We start from the raw sequence: 21644 nt of genomic DNA, 5'->3' as shown, positions 1-21644 counted from the left end.
CGAGGATTATCGGCGGCGACGGCGTGGCCCGTCCCCGGATCGACGATTCCCGCCGACCCCTGGTCAAGCGCGCGACCGGGCGTGGTTGCCATGGCGACAGCCGCCGGGCGATGCTTGACGGCATCCATATATCTCGATCTCTTTGGAGGTTCGGATGCTCCGCAGCCCGCTCGTCGCCCTCGTCCTGACCGCCCTCCTGCTCGTTGCGCCCGGCGCGGCGCAGGCCGCCGTCCCCGACCGCGCCGCCCCCGCCGCGCCCGTCGCCGACCCGGTGGCCGCGCTGGCCGGTGTACGCACACCCGGCACCGCCTGGGGCCTCGACCCGGCCACCGGCCGGATGACCCTCACCGTCGACGACACCGTGACTCCTGCCCAGGTGGCGGCGCTGCGGACGGTGGCCGACCGGGCCGGCGCGCTGCTGCGTCGGGAACCCGGAACGCTGCGCACCCTGATCGCCGCCGGACAGGGCGTCTACGGCGGTGGCAGCCGCTGCTCGCTCGGCGCGAACGTGCGCAGCGGCAGCACCTACTACGTGATCACTGCCGGCCACTGCACCACCGTCGCCAGCGCCTGGTACGCCGACAGCGCGCAGACCACCGTGCTCGGCACCCGTACCGCCACCAGCTTCCCCGGCAACGACTACGGCCTGATCCGCTACACCGGCCGGATCGCCCATCCCAGCGCGGTCTACACCTACCCTGGGCTGCTGACGATCTACGGCGCCGGCGGCGCGTACGTCGGTCAGGCGGTGTGCCGCAGCGGCGTCACCACCGGCGTGCGCTGCGGCACCGTCACCGGCCTCAACCAGACCGTCAACTACGCCGGCGGCAACGTGGTCTACGGCCTGATCCGTACCAACATCTGCGCGGAGCCGGGGGACAGCGGCGGCCCGCTCTACGTGGCCGCCACCGGCATGATCATCGGCATCCTCTCCGGCGGCAGCGGCAACTGCACCTCCGGCGGCACCACCTATTACCAGCCGATCGGGGAGGTGCTGGCCGCGTACGGGCTGACGCTGCCCTGACCTCGTCGCGATGCAGTTGCTCGTCCCGCGCGACGCGCCTAGGCTCGGCGCACCCCGAACCCTCGCCCGGAGGACGTGTGCCGACCCCCGACGCCCGACCCGACTCCGCGACCGCTCCGGCCGGTTCCCCGTCGGTCGAGGTCGCCACGGTGGGGGAGACCATGGTCGTGCTGTGCCCCGCGCCGGGCGAGCCACTGGAGCACGCCGAGCGGGTCGCCGTCTCGGTCGGCGGCGCGGAGTCCAACGTGGCCGGTTACCTCGCCCGGCTCGGGCACCGGGCGGCCTGGGTCAGCCGGGTCGGCGACGACCCCTTCGGCCGGGCCGTCGTCCGACACGTCGCCGCCGCCGGCGTCCGGGTGGATCTGGTGACTGTGGATCCGGCGGCCCCCACCGGGCTGTACGTCAAGGACCCGGGCGCGACGGCGACCGAGGTGCACTACTACCGGGCCGGCTCGGCCGCCTCCCGAATGGGCCCCAGCACCTTGGCCGACCAGCGGCTGGCCGGCGCCCGGGTGCTGCACCTGTCCGGGATCACCCCCGCGCTCTCCGCCCCCTGTCGAGCACTGGCCGAGCACGCGGTGACCGACCGGCCGCTGCCGGGCGCGCTGGTCAGCTTCGACGTCAACCACCGGGCCCGGCTCTGGCCGGCCGACCGGGCCGCGTCGGTGCTGCGCGACCTCGCCGACCGCAGCGACCTGGTTTTCGTCGGTCAGGACGAGGCGGACGCGCTGTGGGGCACGGACGATCCGGCGGCGGTGCGCCGCCTGCTGCCCGGGCCGGAGACGGTGGTGGTCAAGGATGGCGCGGTGGGGGCCATCGCGCTGTGCCGCGACGCCGAGCCGGTCTTCGTCCCGGCGCCGCGGGTGGCGGTGGTGGAGCCGGTCGGCGCCGGAGACGCGTTCGCCGCCGGCTACCTCGCCGGGCTGCTGCGCGGCCTCGACACGGTACGGCGGCTGCGTCTCGGGCATCTGGTCGCGGCCCAGGCGTTGGGCAGCAGCGGCGACAACGCGCCGGTGCCGCCGTGGGCCTGGTTCGACCAGCTGCTGGACGCCCCCGCCGAGGCCTGGTCGCCGCTGGACCTGGCCCGGCTTCCAAGCGATCTCGGATGGAGTGGATCATGAGCACAGCGGACTTCGGCGACGTCTTCGGCACGGCCCGGGTGATGGCGATCCTGCGCGGCCTGCCGGTGGCGGAGACCGTCCGGCTCGCCGGCCGCGCCTGGGACCTTGGCATCGACGTGGTCGAGGTGCCGGTGGCGACCGCCGACGCGGTGCCGGCGCTGCGCGCGGCCGTCGAGGCGGGCGCCGAGCGCGGCCGGATCGTCGGCGCCGGCACCGTGCTCGACGTGGAGCAGGTCGCGGCCGCGGCCGACGCCGGGGCCGCGTTCACCGTCGCGCCCGGCCTGGATCTCGCGGTCGCCGACGCCGCTGCCGCGCGCGGCCTGCCGCACCTGCCGGGCGTGGCCACGCCGACCGAGGCACAGCAGGCGTTGCGACACGGCCTCACCTGGCTCAAGGCGTTCCCCGCGATCTCCCTCGGACCGGGCTGGTTCCGGGCGGTCGCCGGCCCGCTGCCGCAGCTACGGTTCGTCGCCACCGGTGGCCTCGACGCGGGCAACGCCGGTGCGTTCCTCGACGCCGGCGTACGGGTCGTGGCGGTCGGCTCGGCGCTGGCCGATCCCGATCAGCTGGACCGGCTGTCCGAGCTGGTCGCCCTCGGAACCTCCGCCCGCTGATCCCGGTTCGCCGCCCGGCGTCAGCCGGTGGCCGCCGGTCGGTCGAGAAAGAGCAGCCGGGCGCGCTTCTCCGGCAGGTCGATCAGCGGGCCGGGCCGGAAGCCGGCGCGCACGAACCGGTCGACGGCCTTGTCGTTGCGGGCGTCCGGCTCCATGACGACCCGCAGGCGGCCGGGGTCGGCGAGGACGAAATCCAGGATCGCGCCGAACAGCGTGCCGGTGAAGCCGCGCTCGACCGTCACCGGTGGCCCGATCAGCAGGTGGACGCCGACGTCGCCGGGAAGCACGTCGTAGCGCTCGCCGACCGGGTCGGCCTCCGGCTGGTAGGTCTGCGCCAGCGCCACCGGCACGCCGTCGCGGTGCACCAGGTACGCGTGGTGGGTGGCCAGCGAGTCCAGGTACGCGTAGATCTCGTGCACCCGCTCACGGCTCGCCTCGCGCATCCCCCAGAACCGGGCCCGCTCCTGGGTCACCCAGGCGTGCAACAGGTCGGCGTCCTCGTCGGGCCGCACCGGCCGGATGGTCACCAGCCCAAAAGCGGGGATGTCCCGCCGGTGGCGGTGTCGATCGGCGGTCCTGGTGTCAGTGCTCATCACGCTCCTCGGTGAGCTTCTCCCAGCCCGTGGTCACCGGCAACAGCTCCCCGGCCAGCCAGGCCGGGCTCTGGTCGTCGTGGTGCGGGTCGCCGGGCACCCCGCAGGCGCCCAGCGGGACCACCCAGCGGCTGTCGTCCCGCCGGGCCAGGTCCCACACGAAACGCGCGGCCGGTCCCCGGAAGCACCAATGGGTCACCCCGGGCACGCTGGAGGTGGACAGCACGCAGTCGTGGTCGCCGCCGAGGCGGGGGCCGGGGCCGGCGTCCGGGTCGGGCAGCGCCCGCCACGGCGCCAACCGGTGCAGGTCTCCCCAGCGCACCTGCCCGTCCGCCGCGCCCGCGACCTCCTCGGCCGCCGTGCGGACCAGCGCCGCCACGTCCACGCCGGGCAGCCGGGCGCCGCCGAGCAGGTGCGACAGCGCGTAGCCGACCCGCGGCGTCAGTGCCAGCCAGGGCGCGAACACCTCCGGGTACGCCGGCGGCTCGGCCAGCGCGGCCAGCGCCGGGTGGGCAGCCAGCCGGCGTACGACGGCCGACCGCAGCACGGCGAAGTCCGCGGCGTCGGTGCTGTCGGCGGCCATCCGCCGGTCCCAGCGCAGCAGGCGTTCACGCAGCGCGTCGGCATCCGGACCGAGCCCGGTCACCCCGGCCAGGATCGCCAGCAGCGGACCGGCCGACGCCAGGTACGTGTCGGTGTGCACGGCGGCCAGGCGCTCGGCCGTCCAGGCGTGGCCGGCGTCGAGCAGCTCGGCGATCCGGTGCGCCCGGTGCGGCGGGGCGAACTCGACACCCAGCGGCGCCGCCAGCCCCCGCTCGTTGGCCATCACCGCACGGCCGGCCACGTCGGCCCGGGGCAGCGGCGCGTACCAGCCGCGCCAGGCGTACTCGGCCCGCCAGGCCGGGACCACCCCCCGGCCGTTCTCCGGATTCCGCACCGGCACCGCGCCGGCGACCCGGTGCAGCAGCCCGCCGGCGGTGTCCGCCGCCTGCACCACGTTGACCGGCTCCACCCAGTGCCGCAGTGCCCGGTCCACGTCCGCCACGCTCCGGGCGCGCAGCAGCTCCGGCAACGCCGCGAACCCCAGCTCGGCGCGGACGCGGGGAGGGTAGCGGAGGCTGATGGCGCTGGACTCGTCCGGCCCGCCGACGATCACCGGGCCTCGCTCGGTCTCCACCACCTCGACCTCGACCGGGTCCGCCCCAGCCACCTCGATCGTCTCGACGTGGGTGTGTGCCGGTCGCCAGCCGTCCGGGCCGAGCGCTTCGACCACCGGGCGCTGCCGGCGCAGCCGCTCGGCGTACAGGTCCTGGTAGTCGGCCATCGCGTTGGTGATCGCCCAGGCCACTGCGCCGGCGTGCGCGAAGTGCGCGATGCCCGGCACACCCGGCATCGCCAGCCCGACCACGTCGTACTCCGGGCAGGCCAACCGGATCTGCTGGTAGACGCCGGGATCCTCGATGAACCGGTGCGGGTCGCCGGCGAGCAGCGCCGCCCCGGTGCCGGTCCGTTCGGCCGCGAGCAGCCATCCGTTGCTGCCGGCGACGGCCGGCCCGTCGGTGGCGAACAGGTCCCGCGCGTCCGGGCCGAGCCGGCGCGCCACGTGCTCGCGCCAGAGCTTGCTGGGGAACCCCGCGAACAGGATGTGGTGACCCAGCCAGATGGCCAGCGGCGTCCACGGCTGCCACCGGCCCGGGCTCAGCCCTGTGGCGGCGAACTCGGGAGCGCGGGCCGCCCCGGCGGCGAGGCCGGCGTTCACCCCGGCCACGTACGCGCCCACCCAGGCGGCGGTCGCCGGGTCGAGCGCGGCGTGGCAGCGGCGGGCGGTGTCGTCGAGCCGGACCTGCCGGGCGAACCGGTCCCAGCCGAGCGCGTCAGCGCCGAGGAAGGCGGCGCTGGTGCCCTGCGCCCGGTGCCGTTCCACCTCGATCTGCCACGCCCGGTCGTACGCGGTCACCCGGCCCTGCGCCGTCGCCAGGGCGAGCGGGTCGCCGGCCCGCAGGTGCGGCACACCCCACCGGTCGCGGAACCGCTCAGCGTTCACGCCGGCTCCGGGGCGGGCACGGTGGCCCGGCGCCGGGCGGCGGGGATGACCAGCGGGGTGCCGGTCTCCGGGTCGTCGATCACCCGGCAGGGCAGCCCGAACACCTCGGCCACCAGGTCCGCGGTGACCACCGAGGCCGGCTCGCCGGCGGCCACCACCCGCCCGTCGCGCATGGCGATGAGGTGGGTGGCGTAGCGGGCGGCGTGGTTGAGGTCGTGCAGCACAGCGACCAGCGTGCGCCCCTGCTCCTCGTGCAGCCGGGCGCAGAGGTCCAGGATCTCGATCTGGTGGGCGATGTCGAGATAGGTGGTCGGCTCGTCGAGCAGCAGCAGGGGGGTCTGCTGGGCCAGCGCCATGGCGATCCACACCCGTTGCCGCTGCCCGCCGGAGAGCTCGTCCACCGACCGGTCGGCGAGGTCGGCGACCCCGGTGGCGGCCATCGACTCCTCGACGACCCGCTCGTCCTCCCGGGACCACTGCCGCAGCAGCCCCTGGTGTGGGTACCGGCCCCGGGCGACCAGTTCGGCGACGCTGATCCCGTCCGGCGCGATCGACGTCTGCGGCAGCAGGCCGAGGGTGCGGGCCACCTTCCGGGCGGGCACGTCGTGGATGTCCCGCCCGTCCAGCAGCACCGCGCCGGTGGTCGGGCGCAGCATCCGGGACAGGGCGCGCAGCAGGGTCGACTTGCCGCAGGCGTTCGGGCCGATGATCACCGTGAACGACCGGTCGGGCACCGCCACGGTCAGGTCCTCGGTGATGGTGCGCCGATCGTAGGCGAGGGTCAGCGCGGTGCCGCCGAGCCGTGAACTGCCGGGGTGCATGGATGCTCCTTCGAAGGCGTCGCGGGTGTTCACAGCCGACCCGCCCGGCGTTCCATGGCCAGCAGCCACACCAGGTAGCCGCCGCCGATCACCCCGGTCACCACACCGACCGGAAGCTGGTGCCCGGTGAAGGCACGCTGGGCCAGCAGGTCGGCACCGACCAGCAGCGCCGCGCCGACCGCCATCGACGGCACCAGGTTCGGGCCCGGCGCGCGGGTCAACCGCTTCGCCACGTGCGGCGCGACCAGCGCCACGAAGGACACCGGCCCGGCGGCGGCCGCGGCGAACGAGACCAGCAGCACCGCGGCGGCGAGCAGCACCAGGCGCAGCAGCCGCACCGGCACGCCGAGGGCGCTGGCCGTGTCGTCGCCCAGTTCCATCATTCGCAGCGCCGGGGCGCAGCCGATGAGCACCAGCGGTGCCAGCACGGCCACGACGGCGAGCAGCGGCCCGGCGTTGGCCCAGCCCCGGCCGTCCAGGCTGCCGGTGAGCCAGAGCACGGCGCGGGCGGCGTCCATCAGTGGCGCCCGGGTCAGCAGGTAGCCGTTGACCCCGGTGAGGATCGCGGCGACGCCGATGCCGACCAGGATCAGCCGGTGACCGTGCACCCCGCGCCGCCAGGCGAGCGCGTAGATCAGCACGCCGGTGCCGAGCCCGCCGGCCACCGCCGCGCCGGCCAGCGCCAGGCTGCCGCCGCCGAGGACGACCACCACCAGCGCGCCGGTCGCCGCGCCCTGGGTGAAGCCGAGCACGTCGGGGCTGCCCAGCGGGTTGCGTACCAGGGACTGGAACACGGTGCCGGCCAGCGCCAGCGCCGCGCCGACCAGCAGGGCGGTGACCAACCGGGGCAGCCGCAGCTCCCCGACGATGAACTGCTCGGCCGGTGTGCCGCCGCCGGTCAACGTGCGCAGCACGTCGGCCGCGCCCATCGGGTAGTCGCCGCTGCCCAGGGCGACCAGACCCAGCCCGGCGGCGAGCAGCGCGGCACCGGCGCCGACGATCAGCGCGCGGGGGCGGAAGCGCAGCGAGAGCCCGCCCGGGGTACGGAGGACGGTCATGGGTGGGCCACCCGTCCGCGGGTGACCAGCCAGAGGAAGAGGGGGCCGCCCAGCACGGCGGTGACCATGCCGACCTGGAGTTCACCCGGCCGGCCCAGCACCCGGCCCAGCACGTCGGCGCCGAGCAGCAGCACCGGTGCGAGCACCGCGCAGTACGGCAGCAGCCAGCGCAGGTCGGGGCCGATCAGGGCGCGGACCAGATGCGGCACCAGCAGCCCGACGAAGACGATCGGGCCGCAGGCCGCGGTCGCCGCGCCGCAGAGCAGGGTCACCGCGACGATCACGGCGGCCCGGATCAGCGCGGGTCGGGCGCCCAGGGCGCGCGCGGCGTCGTCGCCGAGCGCGAGGGCGTTCAGCGGGCGGGCGGCGCCGAGCGCGACCAGCAGGCCGACCAGGATGAACGGCAGCACCCGGGTCACGGTCGCGGAGTCCGCACTGGCCAGTGAGCCGACCGTCCAGAACCGCAGCCGCTCCAGCGAGGCGGTGTCCAGCAGCATCACCGCGCTCACGTACGAGTAGAGGGTGGCGTTCAGCGCCGCGCCCGCCAGCGCGAGGCGGGCCGGAGTGGCCCCGCGTCCGCCACCCACGGCGTAGACCAGCGCGGTGACCACCGCCGCGCCGAGCAGCGCGAACCAGACGTACCCGCCGATGGCCGTGACGCCCAGGAAGGCGGCGGCGGAGGCGACGGCGGCGGAGGCGCCGGCGTTGATGCCGAGCAGCCCGGGGTCGGCGAGCGGGTTGCGGGTGAGGGCCTGCATCACCGCGCCGGCGACCCCGAGCGCCGCGCCGGCGATCAGCCCGAGCAGGGTGCGTGGCAGGCGCATCCGGTGCACCACGGCGTACTCGGTGGCGTCGCGGTGCAGCAACCCGGACCAGACGTCGCCGAGTGACATGGACTTCGCGCCGACCGCGATGCTGAGCAGCAGGACCACGCCGAGCAGCGCCACGGCGCCGATCAGGCCGGTGGCGCGGGCCGCGTCGCGACCGCGCCGCACCGGCGGTGGTGCGAGGGGTGGTGCCGCCAGGTCAGCTGGCACGGTTGGTGCCGGTCTGGTGACGGAGGGTGTGGCGTCCAGTGTGGGCTCCGGGGTGTGGCGACACGACGTACCGATGTTGACAACGAACGAGGTTAGGCTAACCTAACCCCGCCGTCCTGGTCGACCCCGGCCGTCCCCTGATCGAAAGACAACACCATGCCCGATGCCCTGTCCGCCCGTCGCCTCTCCCGTCGTGGCCTGCTGGCCGCCGGTGGCGCCGCCACGCTGGCCGCCCTGCTCGCCGGCTGTGGCAAGGACGACGCCCAGAAGCCCGACGCCAGCAACGGAAGTGGCCCCTGGTCGTTCACCGACGACCGCAACCAGAAGATCGAGGTGGCGGCTCGTCCGACCCGCGTGGTGGCCTTCACGGGGGTAGCGGCCGCACTGATCGATTTCGGTCTCGACAAGCAGCTCGTCGGCGTGTTCGGCGAGACCAAGCGCGCCGACGGCACGGCCGAACCGCAGGCCGGCGACCTGAACATCGAGGCCGTGGAGATCCTCGGCAACGTGTGGGGCGAGTTCAGCCTGGAGAAGTACGCGGCGCTGCGCCCCGAGCTGCTGGTCACGCACATGTACGACCCGGACGCCCTCTGGTACGTGCCGGACGAGAGCAAGACCAAGATCCTGCCGCTGGCGCCGAGCGTGGCGATCACCACCGCCCGGGTGCCGATGACCAAGCCCATCGAGCGGTACGCCGCGCTGGCCGAGTCGCTCGGCGCGGACCTGTCCGCGAAGAAGGTCACCGACGCAAAGGCCCGCTTCGAGGCCGGCGCCGAGGCGGTCCGCCAGGCCGTCAAGGCCAACCCGGCGATCAAGGTCATGGCCTGCTCCGGCAGCCCCGACCTGTTCTACGTCTCCAACCCCAAGGTGAGCACCGACCTGATGTACTTCGCCGAGCTGGGCGTGGACATCGTGGTCCCCACCAAGCTCGAAGCCGGCGACTACTTCGAGGCGCTGAGCTGGGAGAACGCCGGCAAGTTCCCGGCCGACCTGATCCTGCTGGACAACCGCAGCACCGCCCTGCAGCCCAAGGACCTCACCGCCAAGCCCACCTGGCAGCAGCTGCCGGCGGTCAAGGCCAACCAGGTGACCCCGTGGGACACGGTGCCCCGCTTCTCGTACGCCGGCTCCGCGCCGCTGCTGGAGAACCTCGCCACCGCCATCCGGAACGCGAAGAAGATCAGCTGACGCCATGACCGCCTGACCGGCGACCCAATCGAAGGCAGCACGGCCCCCGGCGCTCGACCGCGCCGGGGGACGGTTCCGGCTGCCCATCGTCGAGAACGTGGAGGACATCCGTGACCCTGCCGACGTACCCCGTCGAGACCACCGCGCCGCCATCGGCACCGGCCACCGCGCCGGCAGTCGCGCGGGCCCAGCTGCTGCACGGCGACTCGGTCGAGCAGTACCGGCGGACACTCGCCGACGGCGTCGACCGGGTCGCCCGCCGGGTGGCCACCGTGGACCGGCCCGGCACCGGGATCACCCCGGCCGAGCTGGCGCCCGTGGTCGATGGCGTCGACCTGGACCGACCCCTGGGCGACGCGGACGCCGCGCTGGACGAGCTGGAGGACGTCTACCTGCGCGACGCCGTCTGGTTCCACCACCCCCGCTACCTCGCCCACCTCAACTGCCCGGTGGCCATCCCGGCACTGCTCGGCGAGGCGGTGCTCACCGCCGTGAACTCCTCCCTGGACACCTGGGACCAGAGCGCCGGGGCCACCCTCATCGAACGGCGCCTGATCGACTGGACCGCCGCGCGGGTCGGCCTCGGCCCCACCGCCGACGGCGTCTTCACCACCGGGGGCAGCCAGTCCAACCTCCATGCGCTGCTGCTGGCCCGGGAGGAGGCGTGCGCCGCCGCGACCACTCCGGCGGCCCGCGCCGACCTGCTGCCCCGCCTGCGTGTCCTCACCTCCGCGGCCGGTCACTTCAGCGTGCAGAAGTCCGCCAAGCTGCTCGGCCTGGCCCCGGACGCGGTGCTCGCGGTGCCCACCGACCCGCAGCGCCGCATCCGCCCGACCGCCGTCCGCGACGAGATCGCCCGGTGCCGGCAGGCCGGGCTGGTGGTCATGGCGGTCGTCGGCACCGCCGGCACCACCGACTTCGGCTCCATCGACCCGCTCGCCGACCTGGCCGGGGTCTGCGCGGCAGCCGGGGTGTGGCTGCACGTCGACGCCGCGTACGGCTGCGGCCTGCTGGTCTCGCGGACCCGGCGGCACCTGCTCGACGGCATCGATCGGGCCGACTCGGTGACCGTCGACTACCACAAGTCGTTCTTCCAGCCGGTCAGCTCCAGCGCGCTGCTGGTGCGCGACCGGCGGGTGCTGCGGCACGCCACCTACCACGCCGACTACCTCAACCCGGCGCGGATGGTGGAGCAGCGGATCCCCAACCAGGTCGACAAGAGCCTGCAGACCACCCGCCGCTTCGACGCGCTGAAGCTCTGGCTGACCCTGCGGGTGATGGGCCCGGACGCGCTCGGCGCGCTCTTCGACGAGGTGGTCGACCGGGCCGCCGACGCCTGGGAGTTGGTCAGCGAGGATCCCCGCTTCGAGGTCGTGACCCGCTCGGAGCTGAGCACGGTGGTGTTCCGTTACCTGCCCACCGGCCCTGCCCGGGAGTTCGCCGACGCGGCCAACCTGCACGCCCGGGAGGCGCTGGCCGCCTCCGGCGCCGCGCTCGTCGCCGGGACCCGGGTGGACGGCCGGCACTTCCTGAAGTTCACCCTGCTGAACCCGGCCACGACTCTCGACGACGTCGGGCACGTGCTCGAACTGATCGCCACCCACGCCGGCCGGTACGTGCACGACCGTACCGCCGCCGACCTGACCTGCCACGTCGGCTGATGCCGGCGAACCCGCGCCTGGAGGGCCGGATGTCCACCCACGACTTCATCGCCATCGGGCTGGGCCCGTACAACCTGGGCCTGGCCTGCCTCACCGCGCCGATCGACGAGCTGGACGGGGTGTTCCTGGAGGCCCGGCCGAGCCTGGCCTGGCACCCCGGCATGCTGCTGGAGTCGGCCCGGTTGCAGACCCCGTTCTTCGCGGACCTGGTCAGCCTCGCGGACCCCACCTCGCCGTACTCCTTCCTCAACTACCTGAAGGAGATCGGCCGGCTCTACCCGTTCTACATCCGGGAGAGCTTCTACCCGCTGCGCAGCGAGTACGACGCCTACTGCCGGTGGGCTGCGGCGAAGCTGCCGAGCCTGCGCTTCGGCCAGACGGTCACCACCGTGGAGTACGACCCCGCCGACGAGGGGTACGTGGTGCGGGCCAGCACCGCCGCGGGGGAGACGGTCGAATACCGGGCCCGGCACCTGGTGCTCGGCACCGGCACCCCGCCGCACCTGCCGCCCGCCGTCGCCGCGCTGCCCGGCGACGCGGTGCACAACTCGCGCTACCTGGAGCACCGGGACGCGCTGCGCACCAAACGCAGCATCACCGTGGTGGGCAGCGGGCAGAGCGCCGCCGAGATCTACCACGACCTGCTCGGCGACCTCGACCGGTACGGCTACCAACTGAACTGGGTGACCCGCTCGCCGCGGTTCTTCCCCCTCGAATACACCAAGCTGACTCTGGAGATGACGTCACCGGACTACGTGGACTACTTCCACGCGCTGCCCGAGGCGACCCGCTACCGGCTGGAGTCCGAGCAGAAGGGGCTGTTCAAGGGGATCAACGCGGACCTGATCAACGACATCTTCGACCTGCTCTACGCGCACAGCGTCGACGGGCCGGTGAACACCCGGCTGCTCACCAACACCGAGCTGACCGGCGCCGACCACCACGACGGGGCGTACACGCTCGGGTTGCGTCAGGTGGAGCAGGAGCGCGACTTCACCCTGCGGACCGAGGGCCTGGTGCTGGCGACCGGTTACCACTACCGGGTGCCGGAGTTCCTCACGCCGGTGCGCGACCGGATCCGCTGGGACGCGCGCGGCCGATTCGACGTGGCCCGCAACTACAGCATCGACCACACCGGCCGGGGCATCTTCCTGCAGAACGCGGGCACCCACACGCACAGCATCACCTCACCGGACCTGGGCATGGGCGCGTACCGCAACTCGTGGATCATCCGGGAGCTGCTCGGCCGGGAGCACTACCCGATCGAGAAGAGCATCACCTTCCAGGAGTTCGGCGCGCCCGCCGGGGTGGCGTCGTGACCGTCGTCTACACCCGCGTCGACGACCGGCTCGGTGAGTTCACGCTGCGTACCCTCGACCCGGACGCCGACGCCGCGCTGCTGCACGCCTGGGTGACCCACCCGAAGGCGGCGTTCTGGCTGATGCAGGACGCCGACCCGGCCGGGGTGGCCGAGGAGTACCGGCGGATCGCCGCCCACCCGCACCACGACGCGTACCTCGGCCTGTGCGACGGACGTCCGGCCTTCCTGGCCGAACGCTACGACCCGGCGCGCGTCGAGCTGGTCGGCCTGTACGACGCCCAGCCCGGCGACGTGGGCATGCACTTCCTCTGCGCGCCCACCGGCACCCCCGTGCACGGCTTCACCCGGGCGGTCATCACCACCGTCATGGCCTGGCTCTTCGCCGACCCGGCGACCCGCCGGGTGGTGGTCGAGCCGGACGTGCGCAACACCGCCGTGCACGCGCTGAACGCCGCCGTCGGTTTCGAGGTCGTCGGCGCCATCGCCAAGCCCGAGAAGGAGGCGCTGCTGAGCGTCTGCACCCGGGCCCGGTTCCACGCCGCGACCGACCAGGCAGCGGCCGACCGGGCCGCCACAGACCGCGCAGCCGCCACCCGAACCGAAGGAGCCCCGGCGTGACCGCCACCGCCGTCCCCACCCAGCCGTCCTCCGCCGCCGCCTCGGCCGCCGTCGACCCGGTCGGGCATCTCACCCCGCAGCGCTGGGCCCGGGCCAACCGGCTGCTGGTCCGCAAGGCGCTCGCCGAGTTCACCCACGAACGGCTGATCACCCCGGAGCCCGTCCCGGTCACCACCGACGACCGGCAGTGGTACGAGGTCCGCAGCGACGACGGCGCGGTCACCTACCGGTTCGCCGCGCGGGTGTTCGCCCTGGCGCACTGGCAGATCGACCCGGACAGCATCACCCGGCACCGCGACGGGGTCGCCCTGCCGCCCGACGCGGTCGACCTCATCGTCGAGCTGCGCGACACTCTCGGGCTCTCCGCGCGGGTGCTTCCGGTCTACCTGGAGGAGATCACCTCCACCCTCGCCGGCACCGCGTACAAGCTGGCCCGCCCCGCGCCGGACGCCGCCGAGCTGGCCGGGGCGGACTTCCAGACCATCGAGACGTCGATGACCGAGGGCCACCCCTGCTTCGTGGCCAACAACGGCCGGCTCGGCTTCGGCGTCGACGAGTACCACCGGTACGCCCCGGAGGCCGCCGCGCCGGTCCGACTGGAGTGGCTGGCCGCACACCGGGACCACTCGACGTTCAGCAGCGCCGCCGACCTCGACTACGACACGCTGATCGAGGGTGAGCTGGACGTCGACACCCGGGCCCGGTTCGCCGCGACGATGGCCGGCCTGGGGCTGGATCTCGCCGACTACCACCTGATCCCGGCGCACCCGTGGCAGTGGTGGAACAAGCTGGCGGTCACCTTCGCCGGCGAGCTGGCCGAGCGGCGGCTCGTGCACCTCGGCCCCGGGTCGGACGAGTACCTCGCCCAGCAGTCCATCCGCACCTTCTTCAACGTCACCGAGCCGGGCCGGCACTACGTGAAGACCGCGCTGTCGGTGCTGAACATGGGCTTCATGCGCGGTCTGTCGGCCGCGTACATGGCGGCCACGCCGGCCATCAACGACTGGCTGGCGGACCTGATCGCGGGGGACGAGGTGCTGGCCGGCACCGGGCTGACGGTCATCCGGGAGCGGGCCGCGGTGGGCTACCGGCACCGGCAGTACGAGGCGGCCACCGACCGCACCTCCCCGTACCGGAAGATGCTGGCCGCGCTGTGGCGGGAGAGTCCGGTCCCCGGCCTGGCGCCGGGCCGGCGACTGACCACCATGGCCGCGCTGCTGCACGTGGACAGTGACGGCGGCTCGCTGGCCGCGGAGCTGATCGCCCGGTCCGGGCTGGCGCCCGAGGTGTGGCTTCGCCGCTACCTGGACGCCTACCTGACCCCGCTGCTGCACAGCTTCTACGCCCACGATCTGGCGTTCATGCCGCACGGCGAGAACGTCATCCTGGTCCTCGACGAGCGGGACACCGTCGAGCGGGTGATCTTCAAGGACATCGCCGAGGAGATCGCGGTGATGAGCACCGAGGTCGAGCTGCCGCCCGCGGTGGAGCGGATCCGGGTCGAGGTGCCCGACGACACCAAACTGCTGACCATCTTCACCGACGTGGTCGACTGCTTCCTGCGCCACCTCAACGCGGTGCTGGTCGAGGCCGGAGTGCTGGCCGAGGACGCCTTCTGGCGTACGGTCGCGGCCTGCGCCGCCGACTACCTGGACCGGGTGCCGCACCTGGCCGAGCGTGCCCGCCGCTACGACCTGTTCGCCCCGGAGTTCGCGCTGTCCTGCCTCAACCGGCTGCAACTGCGCGACAACCAGCAGATGATCGACCTGGCCGACCCGTCGGCCGCCCTCCAGTTCGTCGGCACGCTGACCAATCCGCTGGCCCGCTACGCGCCGGCCCGGTGACACCGGTCGCGCTCCGGCCGGGTCGGCGAGGCTGACACCCGGCCGGGGCGCGACCGCGAGACGATTGCGTATGCACCCGACGGTGTGACGCATGGTCGAAGCGTTCGCCGGCCAGTGCAATGGAGGCGTGACTGAAACCTCCCCCGTACTCGTCCTGGGTGGCACCGGCAAGACCGGCCGCCGGGTCGCCGCCCGGCTCGCCGCCCGAGGGCTGCCGGTCCGGCTCGGCTCCCGCGCCGGCGCTCTGCCCTTCGACTGGACCGACCGGGCCACCTGGCCGGCCGCGTTGGCCGGCGTCCGGTCGGTGTACCTGAGCTACCAGCCCGACCTCGCGGTGCCCGGGGCGGTGCCGGCGGTCGACGCGTTCACCCGGCTCGCCGTCGCCGGGGGAGTGGACCGCGTGGTCCTGCTCTCCGGGCGCGGCGAGGCCGAGGCCGAGCAGGCCGAACAGGCCGTCCGGAAGGTGCTCGACGACGCCGGTGGCACCTGGACGGTGGTCCGGGCGAGCTGGTTCCAACAGAACTTCAGCGAGGGGGACCTGACCGACGCGGTGCGCTCGGGCACCGTGGCGCTGCCCATCGGTGACGTGCCGGAGCCGTTCGTGGACGTCGACGACATCGCCGACATCGCGGTGGCCGCGCTGACCGCCGAGGGCCACGCTGGCGAGGTGTACGAGGTGACCGGACCGCGTCTGCTGACCTTCGCCGACGCGATCGCGGAGATCGCCCAGGCCAGCGGCCGACCGATCCGGTTCGTCCCGGTCGACCCGGCGGAGTACGCCGACGCGCTGCGCGGTGCCGGCGTGCCGGCGGAGACGGTGGCGTTGCTGGCGTACCTCTTCGGCACGGTGCTCGACGGTCGCAACGCGAGCCTGACCGACGGCGTGCGGCGGGCTCTCGGCCGCGACCCAGCTGACTTCAGCGGGTACGCCCGGGCCGCCGCCGCGACCAGCGTCTGGGCGGTGTGAGATGAGTGTCCTGCGAACCGCGAGCCTGCTCGCCGCCACCGTGACCACCGGTCTGACCGCTGGGCTGTTCACCGCGTTCTCGTACGCGGTCATGCCGGGCCTGGCCCGCACCGACGACCGGACGCTGGTGCTCGCCATGCAGCGGATCAACGAGTCCATCCTCAACGGGTGGTTCGCCGTCTGCTTCGGCGGTGCGTTGGTGTTCACGCTGCTGGCGGCGGCACTGCACCTGGACGCCGGGCACCGCGCGGTGCTGCCGTGGATCGTCGCCGCGCTGCTGCTGTACCTGGTGGTGCTCGGCGTCACGGCCGTCGTCAACGTGCCCCTCAACAACGTGCTGGCGCAGGCCGGCGACGTCGACCGGGTCGCCGACCTGGCCGGCTTGCGGGAGGGCTTCGAGGCTGCCTGGGTGCGCGGCAACGTGGTCCGGGCCGTCGCCTCGACCGGCGCGTTCGGGCTGCTCACCTGGGCCCTGGTCGCGCTCGGCCGACTGCCCGGCTGAGCCGCCCGCTCGCTCCACGTGACCGCCGTCACGTAAGTACTTGACTGGTCAAGGAATCTGCCGCGTGTGTCCCGGGTTGCTGACGAGCGTCAGGCACAACCGGTACGAGTGAGGCGGCGACTTCAGATGCAGTTCGGAATCTTCGGCGTGGGGGATCTGGCACGGGACCCGGTGGCCGGGCGGATGCCGTCGGAGCACGAGCGGATCAAGGCCGTGCTGGAGTACGCCACGTTGGCCGAGGACGTCGGGTTGGATGTCTTCGCCATCGGCGAGCACCACAACCCGCCGTTCGTGCCCTCGTCGCCGACCACCATGCTCGGTTACATCGCGGCGCGTACCGAGCGGCTGTTGCTGTCGACCTCGACCACGCTGATCACCACGAACGACCCGGTGAAGATCGCCGAGGACTACGCGATGCTCCAGCACCTCGCCGACGGCCGGGTAGACCTGATGATGGGCCGTGGCAACACCGGCCCGGTCTACCCGTGGTTCGGCAAGGACATCCGCGCCGGCATCCCTCTCGCCATCGAGAACTACGACCTGCTGCGCCGGCTGTGGCGCGAGGACGTGGTCGACTGGGAGGGCCGCTACCGCACTCCGCTGCAGTCGTTCACCTCCACGCCGCGCCCGCTCGACGGGGTGCCCCCGTTCGTCTGGCACGGCTCGATCCGCAGCCCGGAGATCGCCGAGCAGGCCGCCTACTACGGCGACGGGTTCCTGCACAACAACCTGCTCTGGCCCAAGGCGCACGTCCAGCGGATGGTCGAGCTCTACCGCCGACGGTTCGAGCACTACGGGCACGGCCCGGCGGATCAGGCGATCGTGGGCCTGGGCGCGCAGGTGTTCATGCGGCGCAACTCCCAGGACGCGGTCCGCGAGTTTCGTCCGTACTTCGACAACTCCGCCGCGTACGGGCACGGGCCGTCCCTGGAGGAGACGATGAGGCAGACGGCGCTCCTGGTCGGCAGCCCGCAGGAGGTGATCGACCGAACCCTGACCTTCCGGGAGTACGCCGGCGGCGACTACCAGCGCCAACTCTTCAACGTCGACGGCATTGGCGTCCCCCGCAAGACCGTGCTGGAGCAGATCGAGATGCTGGGCGAGGTCGTGCAGGTGCTGCGCAAGGAGTTCGCGGTGGGCCGTCCCGCCCACGTCCCGGACGCCCCGACCCACGCCTCGCTCAAGGCGGCGACGGTTGCCGCTGCGGGGGAGGAGCTTCGATGAAGCGCACCATCGCCGTCGTGTCCGCCGGCCTGCGGCAGCCGTCGTCGACCCGGATGCTCGCCGACCGGCTGGCCGACGCGGTCCGCCGCGAGCTGGAGCGGCTCGGCGCCGAGGTCGACGTGGAGCTGATCGAGGTGCGCGACCACGGGCACGACCTGGTCAACAATCTGCTGGCCGGGTACCCGTCGGAGGAGCTGGAACGGGTGCAGGACACCGTCCGGCGTGCCCACGCGCTGGTCGCGGTGACCCCGACGTTCTCCGGTTCGTACAACGGGATCTTCAAGATGTTCGTCGACGTCCTCGACGACACGGCCCTGATCGACAAGCCGGTCCTGATCGCCGCCACCGGGGGGACGGGCCGGCACTCGCTGGTGCTGGAACACGCGCTGCGACCGCTCTTCAGCTACCTGCGCGCGGTCGTGGTGCCGACCGGGGTGTTCGCGGCGCCGGAGGACTGGGGTGCCGGCGACGCGGCCCAGGGCTCCCTGGTGCAACGGATCGACCGGGCGGCCGGCGAGCTGGCCCGCGAGGTCCAGCGGCGCGACTCGCCCGCTCCCGCCGACCCGTACGACGACCCGACGCCGTTCGCGCGGCTGCTCGGCGGGTGAGCGCACCCGGCTCAGTCAGCCGTGCCGATCTGCCGGAACGCACGGGCCAGCTGGACGAGATCGACGCCCTCGAGGTGGTCCAGGAACCGCCGCCGCACGGCGGTCAGGTGGCTCGGCCAGGACTCTTCCAACCGGGCGAAGCCGGCGTCGGTGAGGACGGCGTTCCAGCCGCGGGCGTCCTGCTCGCTGCGGACCCGCTCGACCAGGCCCTGCGTCTCCAGCCGGATGATGGTGCGCGTCATCCCGCTGAGCGAGAGCTGGCATTCCGCGGCGAGTTCGTGCATCCGCAGCTGCCGGCCCGGCGCCTCGGAGAGGACCCGGAGGGCCGTGTACTCGGTCAGCGGCAGCTGACGGTCGCCGGTCATGTCGGCGTCGATGGCCCGGGGCAGGACGAACATCAGCTGGCCCAGGGAGCGGACCAGGGCTTCCTCGTCGGGGTTGAGGGGGCGAAGGGGTTCTGCGGAGTTGCCGGACATGCCCCCATCCTAGTTGCTTGACCGAGCAACTGCTCGCCCTCGCTGTGATGCTCGACATGGATCAGGAGGTTGCTTGACGAAGCAACAAATGGCTAGCGTTCTCGTCGCCAGGCAAGGACTTCTGAAAGGCGCAACCATGACCAGGATCGGGATCATCCTCGGGAGCACCCGCCCGGGCCGTAACGGCGAAGCCGTCGCCCGCTGGGTCCTCGAGGTCGCCAAGCAGCGCTCCGACGCGGAGTTCGAGCTGATCGACCTGCTCGACCACAACCTGCCGCACCTCGACGAGGCGTACCCGCCGGCGATGGGCCAGTACACCCAGCCGCACACGCTGCGCTGGGCCGAGACCATCGCGTCGTTCGACGGGTTCGTGATGGTCACGCCCGAGTACAACCACTCCACCTCGGGCGCCCTGAAGAACGCCATCGACTTCCTCTACGCCGAGTGGAACAACAAGGCCGTCGGCTTCGTCAGCTACGGCTCGGTCGGCGGTGCGCGGGCCGTCGAGCACCTGCGGCTGATCTCCGCTGAGCTCCAGATGGCCGACGTGCGGTCCCAGGTCGCGCTGTCGCTCTTCACCGACTTCGAGAACTTCAGCGTCTTCAAGCCCAACGAGCACCAGCGGGACGCGCTCGGCGTCACCCTCGACCAGGTCGTGGCCTGGAGCACCGCGCTCGCACCCCTGCGCCAGCGCTGACCACGTCTCACACCGATCCGGGGCCGGCCGCCGGGATCCTTCCCGCGGCCGGCTCAGCTCGTCGTGAGGTCGCGGGTGGCGCCGTCGCCGACGGCCCGGAGCTTGTCGGGGTTGGCGACGTTGTGAATGGTGGTGATGCGGCCGTCAGCGCCGATGTCGAAGGTGACGGTGGCGATCACCCGGCCCGCACCGCTGAACACCACGCCCGGCCCGTTGTTGATTTCGACCAGGGCGGCGCGCATGTCATCGGGTCGGACACCCTGGTAGGTGACGGTGCCGATGGCCGCGAACCAGGCGGCGACCGTCTCCGCGCCCACGATCGGGCGCAGGGCCTGGCGGACCTTGCCGCCGCCGTCGGTCCACAACGTGACGTCCGGCGACAGCAACTCCAGCAGGGTGTTGATGTCGCCGCCGGTCGCGGCGGCGAGGAACCGCTCGGTGACTCCGCGCTGCTGCGACCGGTCCGCGGTGAAGCGTGGTCGCCGGGCGCGCACGTGCTCCCGAGCGCGGTGCGCGGCCTGGCGTACGGCGGCCTCGGAGCGTTCCACCGCCACCGCGATCTCGGCGTGGCTGAAGTCGAAGACCTCCTTCAGGACGAACACCGCGCGTTCCAGCGGGCTGAGCGTCTCCAGCACCACCAGCATCGCCATCGACACCGACTCGGCGTCGGTGACGGCATCGGCGGTGTCGCCCTCGGTCAGGACGGGTTCGGGAAGCCAAGGACCCACGTAGGTCTCACGTTGGTGCTGGCTGGAGCGCAGGCGCTGCAACGCCAGATTCGCGACGATGCGCGCCAGGTACGCCTTGGGGTCGGCCACCTGGGCGCGGTCGGCCCCGGACCATTTGATCCACGCGTCCTGGACGGCGTCCTCGGCGTCGGCCGCGGAGCCGAGGATGCGGTAGGCGACCGAGAACAGCAGGTTGCGATGGCGGTGGAACACCTGCTGGTCGACGTCCGAGTAGGGGCGGGTCACCGCGCGTCCCGGAGGCGGGTGAAGCGACCACCGCGCGGCCAGAACGCGCCGGAGGAGGGCAGCTTCACCATGCGGCGGTACGTCGGCCAGGGGGATGCGCTCACCGTCTCCTTGTACCAGATGGCCGCGCGGCCGGTCAGACACGCCCGTCGGGGGCTGTCGTCGGGGTGGGTGAACTGCACGACCGCGTCATGCCGTCCCAGGCTCACCGGGGTGTGGTAGTAACCGAACCGGAACGGCCTGGGCAGCTTGCCGTCCAGCGCGCGGACGATCGACACCGCCGCGTGCACGCCGGTCGGCATGCCGCTCTGGCAGGTGCCGTGCATGACGCCGTAACCCTGCCGGATCGCGGCCGCGTCGCCGATCGCGTACACGTCCGGGTGCGACACCGACCGCAGTGTGGCGTCGGTGACGACACGACCGCCCTGGTCGACGGTCAGGCCCGCGGCGGCCGCCAGCGGTGACACCCGCGTACCGCCGGTCCACAGGACGACGTCGGCCGCGATGGTCGCCTCGCCCGCCAGCTCGACCGAATCGGGCAGCACCTTCGTCACCGCCGTCCCGCTGCGCACCTGGACACCGAGACGTTCGAGCGCCGCCCGCTGATACGCCCGGGCCCTGGGGTTCATGGTGGCGCCCGGTTCCTGCCGGCCCACCAGCACGACGTTCAGCTGCGGGTGCCACTCGGCGATCTCCGCGGCCGACTCGACACCGGTCAGGCCGCTGCCAGCGACCACGACCGTGCCGCTGGCGAGCCGCGCCAGCCGGTCGGCCAGCGACGCCGCGTCGTCGGCGCTGTCCAGGGTGTACGCGTATTCCTCGACCCCCGGCACCAGCGCCGTGTCGGCCACGCTGCCCAACCCGTACACCAGCGTGTCGTAGTGCAGCACCCGACTGTCGTCGATCCGGACGGTCTTCGCGTTCGGGTCCACCGCCGTGACCCAGCCGCGGACGAACTGCGCGCCCGTGTCGGCCAGGAGCGCCGGAATGTTCATCTCGAGCAGGTGCTGCCCGGTCGCCACCATGTGCAGCCGCAACCGTTCGGTGAACCGCTCCTGCGCGTTCACCAGGGTGACCTGCACGTCGGCGCGTCCCCTGGTGCGGGCCGCGAGCTGGATCGCCGCGGCCATGCCCGCGTACCCCGCGCCCAGGACCAGCACGCGGTGCGTGGTGGCCGTGCCTGCGTCGTGCGATGTGCTCATCGTCTGGCCTCTCTCGTTGGGTGACGACCACGAGATGCGTGTCGCCCGAC

21 protein-coding genes are annotated in these 21644 nt (G+C 73.1%); 13 read left to right on the top strand and 8 right to left on the bottom strand.

Going from position 1 to position 21644, the window contains the following annotated elements:
• Positions 1-154: 154 nt before the first annotated feature.
• The 3 genes from ACWD6N_RS16335 to ACWD6N_RS16325 all read left to right on the top strand — a co-directional run bounded on the left by ACWD6N_RS16335 (position 155) and on the right by ACWD6N_RS16325 (position 2759).
• Positions 155-1024, top strand: a complete 870-nt coding sequence (locus ACWD6N_RS16335) for a S1 family peptidase (RefSeq protein WP_354962397.1) — start codon at positions 155-157, stop codon at positions 1022-1024.
• Between the two features lie 77 nt (positions 1025-1101).
• A complete protein-coding gene (locus ACWD6N_RS16330; RefSeq protein ID WP_387322260.1) occupies positions 1102-2145 on the top strand; it encodes a sugar kinase in 1044 nt (347 codons plus the stop codon).
• On the top strand, positions 2142-2759 hold the full coding sequence (locus tag ACWD6N_RS16325) for a bifunctional 4-hydroxy-2-oxoglutarate aldolase/2-dehydro-3-deoxy-phosphogluconate aldolase (RefSeq protein WP_354962395.1): 618 nt from the start codon (positions 2142-2144) through the stop codon (positions 2757-2759). Before ACWD6N_RS16330 ends, ACWD6N_RS16325 begins: the two co-directional genes overlap by 4 nt.
• 20 nt (positions 2760-2779) lie before the next feature.
• Here the strand turns inward: ACWD6N_RS16325 and ACWD6N_RS16320 are convergent, their stop codons facing one another.
• From ACWD6N_RS16320 to ACWD6N_RS16300, 5 genes are read right to left on the bottom strand one after another with little or no spacing between them, the layout of a single operon-like run.
• Positions 2780-3352: a GNAT family N-acetyltransferase gene (locus ACWD6N_RS16320; protein ID WP_354962393.1), complete on the bottom strand. Its 573-nt coding sequence runs from the start codon at positions 3350-3352 to the stop codon at positions 2780-2782.
• Complete coding sequence (locus ACWD6N_RS16315; protein WP_387322262.1) at positions 3342-5396, bottom strand: penicillin acylase family protein; 2055 nt, start codon at positions 5394-5396, stop codon at positions 3342-3344. Before ACWD6N_RS16315 ends, ACWD6N_RS16320 begins: the two co-directional genes overlap by 11 nt.
• Entirely contained in the window at positions 5393-6217 is an 825-nt protein-coding gene (locus ACWD6N_RS16310) for an ABC transporter ATP-binding protein (RefSeq protein WP_354962390.1), read from the bottom strand. The genes ACWD6N_RS16315 and ACWD6N_RS16310 overlap by 4 nt, the downstream gene beginning before the upstream one ends.
• A gap of 29 nt (positions 6218-6246) precedes the next feature.
• Entirely contained in the window at positions 6247-7275 is a 1029-nt protein-coding gene (locus ACWD6N_RS16305; protein ID WP_354962389.1) for a FecCD family ABC transporter permease, read from the bottom strand.
• A complete protein-coding gene (locus tag ACWD6N_RS16300) occupies positions 7272-8222 on the bottom strand; it encodes a FecCD family ABC transporter permease (protein WP_354962588.1) in 951 nt (316 codons plus the stop codon). The genes ACWD6N_RS16305 and ACWD6N_RS16300 overlap by 4 nt, the downstream gene beginning before the upstream one ends.
• A 246-nt stretch (positions 8223-8468) precedes the next feature.
• On the opposite strand from ACWD6N_RS16300, the gene ACWD6N_RS16295 reads away from it, so the two are divergent.
• The 9 genes from ACWD6N_RS16295 (at position 8469) to ACWD6N_RS16255 (ending at position 18245) form a co-directional block, all read left to right on the top strand.
• Positions 8469-9500: an ABC transporter substrate-binding protein gene (locus ACWD6N_RS16295; RefSeq protein WP_354962388.1), complete on the top strand. Its 1032-nt coding sequence runs from the start codon at positions 8469-8471 to the stop codon at positions 9498-9500.
• Positions 9501-9610: 110 nt separating this feature from the next.
• Positions 9611-11161: a pyridoxal phosphate-dependent decarboxylase family protein gene (locus tag ACWD6N_RS16290; RefSeq protein ID WP_387322265.1), complete on the top strand. Its 1551-nt coding sequence runs from the start codon at positions 9611-9613 to the stop codon at positions 11159-11161.
• Positions 11162-11190: 29 nt separating this feature from the next.
• Positions 11191-12480: a lysine N(6)-hydroxylase/L-ornithine N(5)-oxygenase family protein gene (locus ACWD6N_RS16285; protein WP_354962387.1), complete on the top strand. Its 1290-nt coding sequence runs from the start codon at positions 11191-11193 to the stop codon at positions 12478-12480.
• On the top strand, positions 12477-13100 hold the full coding sequence (locus tag ACWD6N_RS16280) for a GNAT family N-acetyltransferase (protein WP_354962386.1): 624 nt from the start codon (positions 12477-12479) through the stop codon (positions 13098-13100). Before ACWD6N_RS16285 ends, ACWD6N_RS16280 begins: the two co-directional genes overlap by 4 nt.
• Positions 13097-14944: an IucA/IucC family protein gene (locus ACWD6N_RS16275; RefSeq protein ID WP_354962385.1), complete on the top strand. Its 1848-nt coding sequence runs from the start codon at positions 13097-13099 to the stop codon at positions 14942-14944. Before ACWD6N_RS16280 ends, ACWD6N_RS16275 begins: the two co-directional genes overlap by 4 nt.
• A 127-nt stretch (positions 14945-15071) precedes the next feature.
• Complete coding sequence (locus tag ACWD6N_RS16270; protein WP_354962384.1) at positions 15072-15911, top strand: Rossmann-fold NAD(P)-binding domain-containing protein; 840 nt, start codon at positions 15072-15074, stop codon at positions 15909-15911.
• Position 15912: 1 nt separating this feature from the next.
• On the top strand, positions 15913-16413 hold the full coding sequence (locus ACWD6N_RS16265; RefSeq protein ID WP_354962383.1) for an anthrone oxygenase family protein: 501 nt from the start codon (positions 15913-15915) through the stop codon (positions 16411-16413).
• Positions 16414-16539: 126 nt separating this feature from the next.
• Positions 16540-17637: an LLM class flavin-dependent oxidoreductase gene (locus ACWD6N_RS16260; RefSeq protein WP_387322268.1), complete on the top strand. Its 1098-nt coding sequence runs from the start codon at positions 16540-16542 to the stop codon at positions 17635-17637.
• Positions 17634-18245: an FMN reductase gene (locus ACWD6N_RS16255; RefSeq protein WP_354962381.1), complete on the top strand. Its 612-nt coding sequence runs from the start codon at positions 17634-17636 to the stop codon at positions 18243-18245. The genes ACWD6N_RS16260 and ACWD6N_RS16255 overlap by 4 nt, the downstream gene beginning before the upstream one ends.
• An 11-nt stretch (positions 18246-18256) precedes the next feature.
• On the opposite strand, the gene ACWD6N_RS16250 is transcribed toward ACWD6N_RS16255, so the two are convergent.
• The gene (locus ACWD6N_RS16250) at positions 18257-18721 is read right to left on the bottom strand and encodes a MarR family winged helix-turn-helix transcriptional regulator (RefSeq protein WP_354962380.1); all 465 of its coding nucleotides are present in this window, start codon (positions 18719-18721) and stop codon (positions 18257-18259) included.
• A 136-nt stretch (positions 18722-18857) separates the two neighbouring features.
• On the opposite strand from ACWD6N_RS16250, the gene ACWD6N_RS16245 reads away from it, so the two are divergent.
• The gene (locus ACWD6N_RS16245) at positions 18858-19418 is read left to right on the top strand and encodes an NADPH-dependent FMN reductase (protein WP_354962379.1); all 561 of its coding nucleotides are present in this window, start codon (positions 18858-18860) and stop codon (positions 19416-19418) included.
• Positions 19419-19471: 53 nt separating this feature from the next.
• Here ACWD6N_RS16245 and ACWD6N_RS16240 read toward each other — a convergent pair whose 3' ends face one another.
• Positions 19472-20392, bottom strand: a complete 921-nt coding sequence (locus tag ACWD6N_RS16240) for an RNA polymerase sigma-70 factor (RefSeq protein ID WP_354962378.1) — start codon at positions 20390-20392, stop codon at positions 19472-19474.
• Positions 20389-21594, bottom strand: a complete 1206-nt coding sequence (locus ACWD6N_RS16235) for an NAD(P)/FAD-dependent oxidoreductase (RefSeq protein ID WP_354962376.1) — start codon at positions 21592-21594, stop codon at positions 20389-20391. Before ACWD6N_RS16235 ends, ACWD6N_RS16240 begins: the two co-directional genes overlap by 4 nt.
• Positions 21595-21644 lie beyond the last annotated feature (50 nt).

The sequence above is a fragment of the Micromonospora sp. NPDC005163 genome (assembly GCF_053599835.1).
The sequence above is the reverse complement of the archived record's forward strand: the minus strand, read 5'-3'. Positions and strand labels throughout refer to the sequence as shown.